Genomic DNA, 14398 nt, shown 5'->3' with positions numbered 1-14398 from the left:
ATGCCGACCATTTTTTCCCGGAAAACCAACAAAGAAGGATGTTTCCATCGGTCCAATGATAAGAGGATTAGCAAATTCCACCTCGTCAATAAGGTTATCAAACTCAAGAATTTTGCTATTTGGATTGAATGGCGCTTCTTCATGAAATTCAGGTTCAACAAGAATAGAGCAGTCAGATGACAGGGAAGATAACAAACAGCTATGTATATTCTTTACATCAAAGAAATCTGTATTCTCTGTAGGCTGATTTGATTTGTAATAGCGCAACTCTATAGAAAGTCTGTCAAGTTTTAATGCTGGCTGATTGGGGAATTTGATACACGGATCAACATTATGTTTATTAGTGACAAAAATCTTCTTGCCACTCATTGAAAGCATATAAAATCCAGTACCATAACCAGATTTTTGATTTCCTATGTCATCTGAAAAATTGATTTTTATACGGTGTATTTCCCAAAATATATTTGGATCAATACCAAGCATATAGATACCCTCTAAATTATTTTTTACTCAAAATATATTGAGCATATTAATTACAAGTAAACCCATATTTGAATGTTTCATATAGCTTAATATTCATTCGGAATAACAGTTGCAAGAATTGGGCAAAAATGAACTTTAAAACTTATCTAGTGTTTTTAAGATATTTCGGTGCAGAGAAATATTTAGCCTATACAAGGTAAGCAATAATTTGCCTAGTCCAGAAGATTGTCGCCTCTTTCTTTCATGTATTGCTTATATAGGGTGGGTAAACTCTCTACTTCTTGTTCAGAAAGACTGTACTTATTCTTCCAGTATTCTTTCGCTTGCTGATGTAATGTTGTATGACCGATCTCCATTTGTCTTTGATACCTACTGACACAAGCTTTAACAGACGACTTTAACGCCCCATGTTTGTCACGAGTCCATATCGGGCAAAAAACGCCAATCCCACGTTCATCTGGATCTTCATAGAAACGTCCGTATATTGACATTATGTGTAAATGAAAACCAGGATCTTCTCGTTCAAAAGAACTAATATACCAATTAACATTTTTAATCCAGTCATATAGGATGGCATCACCGAGACTATAAGCAACTACTACGTCACTGCCACCAGGTTGATGAGAAAGAGGATTCGTTCTACTACCTCTTGGACATCGACGAACAATTCTTTGCAATTCAAGAGGTAGCCCATGCATTTCACTACTTGCAAAAATTGCCTCAATCACACCCCTTTCAGCGCGAAAGCGATCGCGGGTTGATGGGATTTGTCTCTCCCTTTGAGCCTCCCTTTTTACAATTCGAGCCTGTTCCTGTAACTTTCTTATATAATCTAAAGAAATCGCAGCATTCGAATCATGATCTGAAGATGATTCATTTGCGAGAGACTGGGCTTTTCTTAGCCTTTTTAGGCTGCTTAGTATCGAACTACGATTCTTGAATAATTCATCTCTACGAGCTTGACCTACTAAAGCGATAGTTATGCGATCTAACCATCCAGGAATTATTTTATTAGATGTGTTAGACCATATTCCCTCAACGTACTTAACTAATTCTTCTCTTTTATCTTCAGGAATATCTTGCGAATCTAACCACAATTGAGAAGCTTGCTTTTTACCATTTACTTTATCTACTTCATACCAAAATTTTATGTCTGAATAAGAGCCAGAATCCAAGCCCTTAGCCAATTCTGGGTACTTACACTTGATTTTTGTTATGTGAAACCAAACTCGGCCTTGGGGATTCCTGAAGGTTCTGCTCAGAAAACCAAAACCATTTTCTTTGTAATCTTTAACATGACCAAATTCGATTTCCATAGTTGAACTTTCCTAGCATATTAAGAAGCTACAACTACATGTGAATCTTAATCAACTATAGCGGTGCTTGACCCGATGTAATATCTTGAAAGCTTTGCTGTACAAGTATTACAGAATCCGTTGTGTGCTCTACTAGAGTACAAACCACTAAAGATATGATTTTTCTTGAAGTAGCTATAGGTTCACAAAACTACTACAAGTGAGTATTCCCGTTTTATGTGGAAGCCTAACTCTTTTGTAGAGGTAAAGTTTCCACCGAAGATCCCCATACGGGTTAATAGGTGGAATGATTTAGTATGATCAGTGCTCCGATTCAGGACTGGACCTGTTTAGAGTTTATTCATCCTCTCTCTTCAGGTCATCTACCTATGCAAGCAGAACCTCACCGTAAGAAACTACTCGATTAGGTTTGGGATGCGGTTCTCTTAAAGCATCATGACAATCCCTATCCCCAGGAGATGGGCTTTCTTGAAAATAAATCTTTTCTTGTTGACGTTGAAACCATTGCTCTGTAAGACTTTTGCGATATTTCTGGAAATTGATTGCAAACACAAGATTCATTCATTCTTTTTCGATCTTTTGCCGTAGTATTGAGACATCAGCGCGATGTGCGCACCTATTATTCCAGAATAATAGCCAGTCTCAACGGCAATAAAATGACTGAAAACCAGATTAGAGTCGCCTTGATGAGTAACGCTGGAGGGTCGGGGAAGACTACTCTGGCGGTCAACGTTGGCTATGAGCTTTTCTCGGCAGGCTTCTCAGTTTGCCTGTTTGGCCTCGATCCCAATGCTTCACTGAAAACCTTTGTTGGCCTGGGCGGTGAGAATCCAGAACCAGACCAAAAGATCGATTGCATCCTTGAGGATGACTTCAATGGTGCATGGCCTCTCTACGACTGCTGGGACAAAGAGGGTATTCAGGCCCTGTTGGGAGATGAGTCTTTGAGCGAACTGATTGAAAGGCTCTCAACCGCTGATCGCAAGACCGAAATTCTCCGGGACCGCTTGGAAGACTATCCCCTCCCCCATGACTACCTGATTTTCGACTGCCCTGGCACCATCGATCTTGCCCATAAGATGGCACTGACAGCGGCTGACTTCGTTATCATCCCCATTCAGCCCGATTCCAAAGACATGATGAGTGCGGCGACTTTACTGGGCTGGGTAATGGAAAAGTCCGACAAGCTCAGGTTGCGTCCTGCCCCAAGGATTCTGGGCGTTGTCCCTAATCGAGTGCAGGATCGAGCCCTCCACAGAGACAATCTAGGCTTGACGAATAAACCTGCTGGCGATGGCTTCCCAACCTTGCCAGCCTTGCTCGGTCAGATTGGGGTTCACTGCTTTGACTACATCAAAGATTCTGCTGAAATCAGTAATGCTGCCGCTGCGGGAATGCCACTGCGGGCTTATCGACCCGGTCACAAAGCGAATCAGAATTTCAAAGAGATTGCCCAAGCTCTCATAGACGTGCGGTAAGAAATTATAGGTAAGACAATGGCACAGAAACGGCAAGCGACTCAGCAGCCTATCTTTGAAAAGTTCCAGCAGGTGGGAGCAGCTCAGGCTGGACAGCTTCAACAGCGAGATGAAGAGATTGCCCAGCTCAGGCAGCAATTAGAAGATTTACAGAAGGCACCGACCTCTAGTGGGGTGCCACAGTACCCGATCCAGGAGTTTGTACCCCTCCGCCTGCGCGAAGGCTTGACTCAACCGCGCAAGTATTTTGAGCCAGCCGCGATGGAGAAGCTCAAACAATCCATCGCGAAGGTAGGTGTCAGAGAGCCGCTGTTAGTTCGTCGAGGTGCTGACGATAAACTTGAGATTATTTCTGGTGAGAGTCGTTGGCGGTGTAGTAAAGATCTGAATCTGGAGACACTGCCTGCCATTGAAAGTGATCTCAATGATGAGCAGGCCCTAGAAATTGCGCTGATCTCCAATCTGATTCGAGAGAATCTAAATTTGGTCGAGGAGACCGACAGCATCATCGCACTCATCGGTTTGAAGTTTGATCTGGATACTGACAGTCTTGCTCAAGCACTCATCAGAATTAAGAATTTGCGTCGTGCTCGTAGCCTTGATGATGAACAGGTCGTGGAGGAGATGAGGGACTATTATTCCGGAATAATAACCCTAGATGCCCTTTCTCAGATTGACCGAATCTTTGCTCAGTTTGGGCTGACGCTGGAAAGCTTTGTGACGAATCGGTTGATTGCCGTACAAAAGATGCCTGAAAACCTGCTAGAAGCCGTTCGAGCGGGGCGCGTTGCTTTTTCCAAGGCAGATGTCATCCGTCGTTCTAGCTTGCCGTCTGAGGTTCAGGAAGATTTGTTGCAAGAAGTCGAGGGCGGGTTGGCTAAAAGCGCTCTGCTAGAGCGAGTCAAAGAACTCAAGCAGGCCAACTCTGATGCTAATAGCGATGCTGAAACTGATCCTCCGCAGCAGTTTCGTCAGTCTGCTCAGAAGCTTTACAGCAAGAAAGCCTGGAAGCGTATCCAGTCAGATGCCAAGCTGAAACGCAAATTTCAGCGGCTACAATCCCTGGCCGATGAATTGCTAGAGGCTATTCAGGATCAGCCGTAGCGCTACCTACTGGAGTTGGATGCCTAGAACTCTTGCCCGTCCGGCAAGTTGATAACGCCCGTGGCCTGCTTTCCGGATGAACCGGCATTATTGCCGTCAACCTCCTCTTCGTCTGAAGGTAGGGGCAGTAACCGATCCGCTTCTTTGAGCCGGATGCGGATCTGTTCTTCCATGTCGAGGTCGGGCCTGCGGTTGTGTTCCCGTCGAATCATGCGATCGCGAATCGTCTCCCACATGCCCTCACATTCTTTCTTGAGCTGGATATCGCGCTTGGGAATCGGGATGCGGTCGTAGTGAATGGGCCACTGGTTGTAGGCCGGATTGATATACAGACATTCCCCCACCCCAAAACGCATCACCTCATCGGGCGTCATCAGCTTTTTAGTGCGTACCTGTTCCGAGGTGGATCGATTACGTCCCCAATCATCGCCCCGGCTGCGGCTGTAGGAGTGGGTGCGAAAAGTGACTTCGGTTTCCCCCAGCTCATCACTGTAGCGCTGGGCCGTCTGCACATCGCCGGGATTAAACCAGAAGCGGGTACTACAGGCCGATAGCAATGCCTTCGCCTGCTCCTGCCCGTAGGTCTCCACGATCTGCGGAAACGACTGAAAGCCAAAGATGCCCGTAAAGCCCTTGGAGCGATGCTGGTTGGGCCAACTGGGAGCCTGGGGCATGTAGATGGTCGGAAACTCATCAGCACTGAAGATCAGCGGCGCTTCCCGCTGCACCGAACAGTTCAAATTCACCACTACGTTGATGATGGCGGCCAGCAGCGGATTAATCACATCCTGCCGGAAGATGTCAGATTGAAACACCAATAGCTCCCGCCGCTCCAGAATGGCCGCAACATTGGTGCTACCCAACAGCGATCGCAAGAGGTCAGGAGCCATAAACCGCGTCAGCACATCGCTGGCGGTCGCCAGAATCCCCGAAGCCGTTTTCTCGCTGGCTCCGGTACTCATGAACTGGGCAAAGTTGACCTGAACGAAATAGGGCAACCGCTCCTCTTTCGCCGCATGGGAAAGCCGCTTCACCAGATTGGGCAACTGCACCACACAGAACGCCATCGCCAGATCCGGGTACTGGGTGGATTTAGCGAACTGTAGTAAGGCTTGAATTAAGCGCTGTCCAGCCGGACCAAAGAAGGCATCGGCCTTGCCGCCCCCACGGGTAAGATTGCGGTGAAACACCTCCGCCAACACCCCGGCAGTGGTGCTGTCATTGGCATCGGCTAAAAAGTCTAACGGATTGATAATGCAGCTATAGGGCCGACCGGGCGCAAAGACCTGGACGTTGTACTTGCGCCGCGCCGCCAGCGTTGCCAGGTAGCTGAGCTGCCCCCCTTTGCCGTAGGCATCGGCTTTATAGTCATAGAGCAAAATCGGATGGCCCTGCTCCACGGCAGAAGTCACCAGCGGATCAATTACCGAAAAGGTTTTACCGGACCCGGCTTTGCCGATCACCACCGAACTGCGATTAGCCTCCGGCACATAGACCGTGGGCGGCTCCCCGATGCAGGCCGTGGTGAGTCCGGCCATCACCCCATTGTGTTGCCAGCCAGGCGGGGAACCACACCAGAGCACCACGTCATCGGCCTCGCCACTTTTAAGCTGACGATAGGATTTGTTACTCGCCTTCAGCTTGTCCCCCCGTCCGGCAAAGCGCCCCGACGTAAGATTGGCTTTCTTGGGGGCGATCGCGCTGAGCAGATAGACTCCCACTACCAGGCCAATCATCAACAGTCCCCGTGGCGTCCAGAGAATATCTTTAATGACCTGCCACGCTTCAATAAACGGCTCGGTAAAAGCGTTTGCCAACAGCATTAGATCAATTCCTCAATTTCCGTCTGCCGCTCCAGGGGCGGCGATTCCGGCAGTGCTTCCACCGCCTCTTCAATGCCCGCCTCAATCCCCAGCTCGCCCAGGGAAGTCAGCACCGCCAGATCGAGCTGAAGCTGACGCGCTGCATTCCGTAGAGGTGTGCCATTGCGAGCCAGGGCGATCGCCTCGCGCACCGCCAACACCACCGGATCATCAGGGGGCGTATAGTCGGACTCAATGGCGATCGCCAGTCCCCGCTCAATGTCGCTCAGGGTGGCTTCACCAGCTTCGGTGCTGAGTACATTGGGCCTTGCTGTGCCAGTATTCTCCAGCCGCGTAGCTCTGACTTCACTGGCCGGGGCGATGGTAATGCCGCTGGATTCGCTTTGTTCGGGAAAGCCCTCGGCACTGCGGTAAAGGTCAAACAGATAGGTGTAGGTATTCCCGGCCCCATCAACGGTCGTCACCACCAGGTTGGGCACCGCTGCGGTATAGGTGCCCTCAATGTGCAGCGCCTGGATCGGTCGCAAGATGATGGTGCGAGCGGCCCCGCTGTCGATGGGGGCATTGGTGTTGTAGACAATGCGGGAGAGGTCGCTGAGCTGCACGTAGGTAATGACCTCGCCGGTGCTGGAGAAATCAATCACGCTGCTGCGACCGGGAAAGAGCCGCACGGGCGAGGCATACTGTCTGGCCCGCTCCTGGGAGACGATGCTGGTGGCAGGAATGGCCTGACTGGCAGCGGGAATTGGCACCTCCGGCAGCGCGGCTGAGGACTGCGCCTGGGCCTTGCCTCCCGTAGCGACCAGCATCATGCTGCTGAGCATTAATCCAGGAAACCATGAGCGGATGGGTCTCATTGGGCCACCTCCAATACACCATTGACGAACACGGAAACGGCCTGTCCTTCCGGCACAAACAGATATGGAGAGGAGGTGTTTTGACGCTGCTGCTCAAAGCGCTCAGCTACGCGCTCACTGACTGGCGTGAAGAAGCCTTCTAAGGCCGCTGCCACCAGATCATCCTCCTGACCGCTAGTGACCGTCGTGGTGGTGCTGGTCGAAGAAGTGCCGCCTGCGGCTTCCGAGGTAGCTGTGGTCACGGCATCCGGGGCATTTAACACCGCCCCGATATTGCCCAGGGCCGAGAGGGCACCCACCAGCACATCGTCGCCCAAGTCACTGCCCCCATCATCATTTCGGACCTGGGCCACTAGGGGGCGATTATCTTCCCCGCGCACCATCAGCACGCCTGGTTCAATGGCTTCCTGCCGCACCTGGCCCTGTTCATCCCGGTAAACGATCGCCACCACCTGCTGCCGGAGGATATTGGCATCGAGAATTTCAGTGAGCTGGGTAATCAGCACCGTGCCTGCCGCTAGTGCTACTTCGCCGTCAATGTCCCGCAGCGGTTCAGTCAGTTCGATCACGAAGCGTCCCCGCGCTGAGACCTCCCCTCCGGCATAGACTACCGGCACGATGACGGTGCCGGGAGCAGATTCCCCAATGGCGACTTGCTGAAGCTGATCCATCTCGGCGGCCTCACCAGCGGCTGGCGTGACCGGGCGCTGCTGGATGATGCCCGTCGCTCCTGGTGATGACGACGCTAACCGCACCTCGGCATTAGGATTCTGACTAGTGGCGGGCTCGGCTTCCTTGTTGCTGATGCCCCCCTCATTGAGTAGCGGCACCGGATCATCACCCACGGTGGCGGCGGGAAACGGCAAAGCTTCTGAGTCGCTGCGAGGGCTCTGACGACGGGCATTCGGGTTGCCCCTGGTGGGTTGCTGTTGCTCTGTATCCCCAGCGGGCTCATCAATCTCCGGCTCTGGCACCAGCGCCACATCAGCTCCCGCTGCCCCTGCTTCTGACAGCCGCGCCCACTGCTCTAGCGGATCAACTTCTTCTGCTTCTTCTGCCACAGAGGATGGCCTAACTGTCGGCGAGGCGGCGGGTTCTGGAGGTGGTGTGGCCGCTGGACGAGTCGGTGTCGGTGCTGGTGTCGGACGTGAGACTCGCGTCGGCGGGGTAGTTGGCGGTGCGTCTGCTTCTGCCGGGGTTTCTTCCTCAGCTTCAGATGTCGGTCGCTGCGGCGTCTCCGCCAACCGCTGTTCCGGTTGCGATCGCGCCTGCTCAATCAGGGCCAGCTCCGCCCGCATCCGGTCATCTTCGCCAAAGGCACTCGCTGACTCCGCTGGCAGGGGACTCTCCGCTTCGGATTCCTGAGCCTGCTGATTGCCCCCGGTAAAGAAGCCAGAGAACATCCAGATAATTAAGGCGATCGCTCCCAAGGCACTGCCCACAAAACTCAGTCGCGTCAGGGGAGAATTTTCCACCCCGCGATCGGCGGCACTGCTGGGAGCCTCGATCAGCTCATCAGTGGTGACGAGTTCATCATCGTCATCGGCTTCCACTCCGGCAAACTGCGCTCGCTCTTCATAGGGGATCTCATCGTCTCCCTGGCCGTTGGCCGTGTGACCATTGGCCTCGGCAGCGGGCTCAACGGGAGCCGTTTCAATGCGACTGCCCGTAAAGTCTGCCTCATCCCCTGGAAATGCCCTGGGTTGATGGTCTTGCTGCATTCCGTTCATTAATCCACCTCCAGGGGTTCAACTTTGACAATGACCAGGCCATTGGCGAGCAGGTCATACATTTGCTGCCGCCAGGCCAGCGGCTCTAGCTCTTCAAAGACAGGTTCAACGGGCGGAATCGCTTTCAGGGTAATGGTGCGATTCATCGGCACCTCCGCCACTTCCCGATTGCGATCGCGCTCAATGCGCGTGGCGACAATATCCACTTCCCAGAGGCCCTCACCCACCTGCCGGGGATCGGAAATGGCAAAGAAGCGCACGGAAGATTTGATGCGGCCCTGCAACACGCCCGGAGAGATTTTCTCGGTACCCATCAGACGCAGAAATTCCTGCCGAAAACCTGTGTCCATCAGATAAGAAGCCAGATACACCTCAGTCGGCACTTTTTGGGTGGTGCCCTCGACGGTGTAGCCCTGGTCTTCGGCATTGGAGCCCGGAATCTGGTTGTCCCATTCAAAGGTGAGCTGCATCCAGCGCACGGCGGTATTCTTAATGACTTCTGCTTCGCGGTGGGTCACATCAAAGGCAGCGGCCTTGGCAGTGGTGCCATCGGGCTGCTGCACGTAGATGCTCTCCCGTTGCGCCAGGGCGCGGTTGTTGAAGAGCAAAAAGACATTGGCAAACAGGCTCACCAGCAGCCCCACCCCCAGAATCCCCAGGAGGATAATTAGCGAGTTCTCGCTCTTGATAGGCAGGTAAACGGGTTGCTCGGTGCCTTCTACCTCCGTATCATTCCGGGCAGTCTCCGCCGTCCCGGCCTGCGCGGTGGTAAACGGCTCATCGTCCGGTTGCGAGTGAAAGAATCCTTTGAGCTGCTGCATCATCTTGATTTGAGAACGGCAAATTTGGCGGCGGTGGACAGCCCGCCCGTGACAGTGCTGGCAATGCTGTTGGCCCGCCGACTGATGGCGGAGAACAAAGACGTGGCGCTCCAGGTGGCCAACGCGGTGACCAGACCGGGCGCAAACACCGAGATAAAAAGCAAGAAGCCCAGATTCTGCGACACCTCTAAAGCCCCACCCCGTGTGTTGGCCAGCACCGCCGCCACGATGCCCACGAGCAGGTTGTAGCCAATCTGCAGACCAATCAGCCCCACAAAGCCGGATAACCAGGCCCAGATGGGCCGACCCGCGACGGGCAAAATGGAAAGCGCCAGGGCGATTGGAGCCACCACTGCCGCAATCAACAGGGCGGCTTCGACAATGTTGACGAAGGCCCACTGCAGCCCGTAGAGAATCGTCTGGATAATCGGCAGCAGTCGGTCTTGCAGTACGCTGGCAAAGGCCCCGCTGAAGTCCCCTTGCAGTGCCCCGGAGCCCACCTCTACAAGATCGCCAATGGCGGCAATGCCAGTGCGGTTAATCGCGGATTCGGCAAAAGCTTCCAGCGGCCCAAAGCTGATATTGCCGTTCTGGGCTTCCAGATTCTGATAGATGGCCCGCACCTCGTCGGCCTTACTGTCCCAGCACTCCAAAAACGGATCGCCGGTCAGCCCTTCACACTCGCTGTAGACCTGCTTGATGCGCTGCACGCCCAGGTTGTTGAGGCCGAACTGGGTCACGGCATCTTGCAGGGTGTAGCCCACAATCTGCTGGGAGAGCAGCCCCGAAGTCAGCCGATAGCCCACGGCCCGCAGCGCCAGGATGGATTCCGATAGGAGCCTGCCGTTACTGCCCAGAAACAGCAGCACTACCAACGGGAAGGTAAACAGTTCCACCACCGTGCCCAGGTAGCGCGACTTCATAATCTCGTTGCCGAAGCGCACGAACATATACAGGAAGCAAAGGGCCAGAATGCCCCTGGAGAACTGCACAATCGTTTGCCAGAAAGGCGAATCGGCCCGAATCAGATCAACCCAGGTTTCATTCCAGGAGGCAATGGTGTCCTCACTGAGCTGCAGGGCTCCCTGAATGACATCCGCTGCGGCTTCGGATCCCTGCTGGGCCAGGATGAGGGTGTGGGTCAAATCAACCATCGGTTACACTCCTCCCGGATTGATGCCGACTCCCGGCATGATGATCTGCCCGCCCTGCACAATGCTGTCGGAGTAGGCCGCTGCCGTTTCCCGTCGATCTTGAATGCGATCGCTTCTCTTGCTGCAAATATCAATGGCTCATCGCGATCAAGGCATTGGAAATCGCGATCGCTTCAATGGAGGCATAAAGCACTACGACTAGCATTTGCAAAACAAAAATCCACTAAATGTGGACATTAATGGAAAGTGGCAACTACAATCGGAAGCTAGTACAGACATATTTCGCTGTAAGAGCCAGGTTGCTCGCATGAATCAACGTCCTGAAGTCTACTTGAATCGTTTCCCAGTTCGCTCCTTAGACGAAGATGACTTGAGAGTTTTTAGATACCGATACTTCTTTGAAGAATCTCCAGAAAATTCAGATATTTATAAGGCTGTCGGAAGAATTCTCTATCAAATTGGCTACGTAGCTGGGGCGAGATTAGACAGCGGAATCATAACTTCAGCGCCAATTGAAGAAGACCGCCTTCAGGGTGAGGGCTGGCATCTGCAATTCGTTGATGAAATGCAACTAAAGCCTGAAAGTTCTGTAGAGAGGAAAGCCTTAGAGCAGATATTTAGAAAACATCTTAGGCAAGAACTACAGAAAATCAAAGGCCAAAAGGTTGAACGTGCTGGAGAAGGATTAGTTTGGTGGGATGAATCGAAAATTGAAAGTTCAGGAGATGGATGGCAGGTTCTCAAAGGCGCTCTAGTCGATGTAGCCATTGATGAGAATGGTCAATTAAACCTCGAAATTGATACCCATTACCGCTTTTACTCACCCTGGACTTTGCATCAATGGCTTACTAGATATCCAGACGTGCCAGTCAATTTTGTGAGGAACGTAGGTAGTGATATATCGTGGTACTTTCTGGAAGGCAGTGAAGAACGGCCAGAAGATATCGATATCAAGGATTTAGGGATTACGTTGGCGGATTACCATCGCAATAAAGGTGTTTCTGAGCAAATCATTCAAGACTCATTTGTTGTATATGTTCGAAGCACTAGAAAATGGGGTGCAAAGCAAGATAGAGTTGCTCATCTCTCAAAGCTGCTACAACCCAGTGTTTCGATGGAAGTTTTGAGCTATGTCGCTGAGCAAGGTGACCGGGATGCCGAGAATGTTCTAACAGGAGTGCGAAAATCCATAAACGAAAGGTTGAGTAAAGGCCAAGGCATAGCTAAGTTCATTTCTAAAAAAATCTATGGCTTAGAGAGTAGTGAGGTTTCTCCTCAAAAGAGAATCGCGACTCTATTTACCTCGCATAGCTTGATAGCCCGAAATGAGTCCGAAGTGAAGCGTGCAAATGATGCCCTTAATAAGGGCTGTTTACGCACAGGCGAGACGCAGTTCGGGTACTTGAACTTGCTGCAAGAAGATAATGATTGGCCTGAAGCGGTTAAAAATCAGTTGTCGAAAGTAGCTAAAGCTAGTGGTGTAAGTCTTGAATTGAGCCATCGGTTTCACAGACGAGACTTACCTGAAAGCGATATGGAGAGACGCCGATTCTGGAGTTCCATTTCGGATTTAAATATCAAAACAATGCTTGTCGTTAGCCCGATGTTAGGTAACGCTCGTAAAGCGCAATTTCGGCGAGAGGCACTTCAGGCGGGGATAGCTTTGCAGTTTATGCGTCCCATGCGCGGGTTAGATCAATATCGAGCGGCTAATGTTACGTTAGGACTTTTAGTAAAAGCTGGTTGGCAACCAATCGGGATGAAGATGCCCGCTGATCCACAAGCGGCTGATTTATGTATTGGCTTCGATGCAGGGACTAACAAAAAGCTGTTTTATGGAACAAGCGCTTTCGCAGTTCTAGCAAATGGTCAAAGTTTGGGATGGGAAATACCTGAAGCGCAACTTGGGGAGAGTTTTTCATCGCAAGCCATCTGGGAAGCAACCAGCAGTATCGTTGAGCGATTCTATCGATTGAATAATAGGAATCCAGGCAGGATTTTTTTACTCAGAGATGGCTTTGTGCGCGATCAAGAGTTTGATTACACTATCAATAATTTGGAAGCCGAAAATATTGCGGTTGACTTGTTGGAAGTTCATAAGTCTGGGGCAGGGCGAATGGCTAAACGGCTGCAAAATGACGTTTTTCACGAAGTAGATCCTGGAACAGGATTCAGCATTGCAGACGATGCTTTCAGAATTGTGACGAGTCAAGCTCATGCGGGAGGAAGTGCTAGACCACTTGAAGTTGTGAAAATACATGGGGATGCATCACTTCGGCTGCTGGCTAACGAGATTTTTGCCCTAAGTCAGTTTCATCCGGCAAGCGCGTTCAGATCGAGTCGGCTACCTATGCCATTGCATTATGCAGACAGGATGATTAAAGAAGTGCAGCGTTTGGGGCAGTTGAGCATTTTGCATGGAATTGATCGTCAGAAACTCTTTTTTGCGTAACCGAGTGATGCAAAAAAGAGTAAAAAAAGGCCCGCCAGCAATGCTCACGAGCCTTAAAAGTTAGATTGTGCAAGCGGTTTACATCGCTTCGGCTTTAGGCATCCGACGAGGACGCTTGTATTCCGACTTCTTCTTGTAGCCGATCGCTTGGGCTTCGTTGCTATCGGGGCCAAACTGGGCGCGAACGGCTTCTTTCATGCCCAACACGCCGTTGTGGAAGTCCCATTCAGCTTGACGGGCGGCGTCGGCAGCGGCTTTCAGCATCGCCTGCAACTCGGTTTCTTTCTGCTGCATGGCCTGCATGGCTGTAAAGTTGGCTCTGAGCGCTTCGGGTGCGGCATCGCTGCGAACGGGGAGATAATTGTTGACGGTGCCGAGGCCGTTTAGGGAATCGATGTCGGCACTGATGGTTTTAACGGGCAAACGGCGCGTGATATTGACAACAGGCATGGTGATACACCTCTGCAAGTAATTGAATAAATGAGCAGGATCGAAAAGCCTGAATGAATGAAGTTCAGGAGCGATTGCAAAGTTTGGGGGAGTGACGGAGGAATTCAGATCAGGCTGTCGGAGACGACGATTAGGGGTGAAGCGTCTGTTTGTCTCGTCTATTGCCAAGATTGCCCAGGGCAGCAGGGCGATCGCGGCCTCAATTGCAAAGAGTGTGACCAGAAACTCAGGATGTCTGTGAAGTTGGGATGAATGTTTAGAGGGGTTGGCTTTGAGGTTGGACTCGCAATTTTGGTGTCAAGGCTACATCATTGAGTGATGGCAATGACAGCAACGGTGTGTATTGAGCAGATCAAAGTGTGGCGGGTGTAGAGTCGAGATTGCTCTATGACAGGAAAGGGTTGCATAGATGCAGGAGGCAATTGAGCATTTGCAGCAAAGGTGTGACGCCGCGATCGCTTGTGTTGGGCAGTTGCAGGAAAGGATGGCGCGATCGCACTCAAGCATTGAGCAATGACAGCAAAGAGTTGCGCGATCGCAGCAAAGGATCACGGGCTGACAGGAAAGGTGTGACGGCTGACAGAAAGGGTGGGCGGCGACACAGCAAAGGTGTTGTAGCTGAATACTCTGCTGTAGCCGATGACAGTAAAGGTGCAAACGAGACTCATCCACCCATCTACTCATCTACCCATCCATTCACCTCCACTAGCAACGCTATCTATCTACTAAC

11 protein-coding genes are annotated in these 14398 nt (G+C 51.3%); 3 read left to right on the top strand and 8 right to left on the bottom strand.

The window, feature by feature from the left end; all coding sequences use genetic code 11:
* Nucleotides 1-483 (bottom strand): hypothetical protein (locus QQ91_RS10085; RefSeq protein WP_166282043.1); only part of this gene is annotated, 483 nt, incomplete at its 3' end.
* Between the two features lie 212 nt (nucleotides 484-695).
* Nucleotides 696-1799, bottom strand: a complete 1104-nt coding sequence (locus QQ91_RS10080; RefSeq protein ID WP_044147052.1) for a hypothetical protein — start codon at nucleotides 1797-1799, stop codon at nucleotides 696-698.
* Between the two features lie 686 nt (nucleotides 1800-2485).
* On the opposite strand from QQ91_RS10080, the gene QQ91_RS10075 reads away from it, so the two are divergent.
* Nucleotides 2486-3277 carry a ParA family protein gene (locus QQ91_RS10075; RefSeq protein WP_166282041.1) on the top strand — a complete coding sequence of 264 codons (792 nt, stop codon included), beginning with the start codon at nucleotides 2486-2488 and terminating at the stop codon, nucleotides 3275-3277.
* Nucleotides 3278-3295: 18 nt separating this feature from the next.
* The gene (locus QQ91_RS10070) at nucleotides 3296-4381 is read left to right on the top strand and encodes a ParB/RepB/Spo0J family partition protein (protein WP_039723467.1); all 1086 of its coding nucleotides are present in this window, start codon (nucleotides 3296-3298) and stop codon (nucleotides 4379-4381) included.
* A gap of 23 nt (nucleotides 4382-4404) precedes the next feature.
* Here QQ91_RS10070 and QQ91_RS10065 read toward each other — a convergent pair whose 3' ends face one another.
* From QQ91_RS10065 to QQ91_RS10045, 5 genes are read right to left on the bottom strand one after another with little or no spacing between them, the layout of a single operon-like run.
* Nucleotides 4405-6204, bottom strand: coding sequence for a type IV secretory system conjugative DNA transfer family protein (locus tag QQ91_RS10065; RefSeq protein WP_052287946.1), 1800 nt, complete (start codon nucleotides 6202-6204; stop codon nucleotides 4405-4407).
* A complete protein-coding gene (locus QQ91_RS10060; protein ID WP_250833322.1) occupies nucleotides 6204-7016 on the bottom strand; it encodes a hypothetical protein in 813 nt (270 codons plus the stop codon). The genes QQ91_RS10065 and QQ91_RS10060 overlap by 1 nt, the downstream gene beginning before the upstream one ends.
* Nucleotides 7017-7057: 41 nt before the next feature.
* Nucleotides 7058-8791: a hypothetical protein gene (locus QQ91_RS10055; protein ID WP_052287948.1), complete on the bottom strand. Its 1734-nt coding sequence runs from the start codon at nucleotides 8789-8791 to the stop codon at nucleotides 7058-7060.
* Nucleotides 8791-9615, bottom strand: coding sequence for a hypothetical protein (locus QQ91_RS10050; protein ID WP_039723468.1), 825 nt, complete (start codon nucleotides 9613-9615; stop codon nucleotides 8791-8793). The genes QQ91_RS10055 and QQ91_RS10050 overlap by 1 nt, the downstream gene beginning before the upstream one ends.
* Nucleotides 9612-10766, bottom strand: coding sequence for a hypothetical protein (locus QQ91_RS10045; RefSeq protein ID WP_039723469.1), 1155 nt, complete (start codon nucleotides 10764-10766; stop codon nucleotides 9612-9614). The genes QQ91_RS10050 and QQ91_RS10045 overlap by 4 nt, the downstream gene beginning before the upstream one ends.
* A 307-nt stretch (nucleotides 10767-11073) precedes the next feature.
* Between QQ91_RS10045 and QQ91_RS10040 the strand changes: the two genes are divergently transcribed.
* A complete protein-coding gene (locus QQ91_RS10040) occupies nucleotides 11074-13218 on the top strand; it encodes an argonaute PAZ domain-containing protein (RefSeq protein WP_039723517.1) in 2145 nt (714 codons plus the stop codon).
* Between the two features lie 78 nt (nucleotides 13219-13296).
* Here QQ91_RS10040 and QQ91_RS10035 read toward each other — a convergent pair whose 3' ends face one another.
* Entirely contained in the window at nucleotides 13297-13668 is a 372-nt protein-coding gene (locus QQ91_RS10035; protein WP_039723470.1) for a hypothetical protein, read from the bottom strand.
* Nucleotides 13669-14398: the final 730 nt, after the last annotated feature.

The organism is Lyngbya confervoides BDU141951 (genome assembly GCF_000817775.3).
Classification (GTDB): Bacteria; Cyanobacteriota; Cyanobacteriia; order Thermosynechococcales; family Thermosynechococcaceae; genus Lyngbya; species Lyngbya confervoides.
Note: the sequence above shows the minus strand (reverse complement) of the source record. Positions and strands in the feature narration are given on the sequence as shown.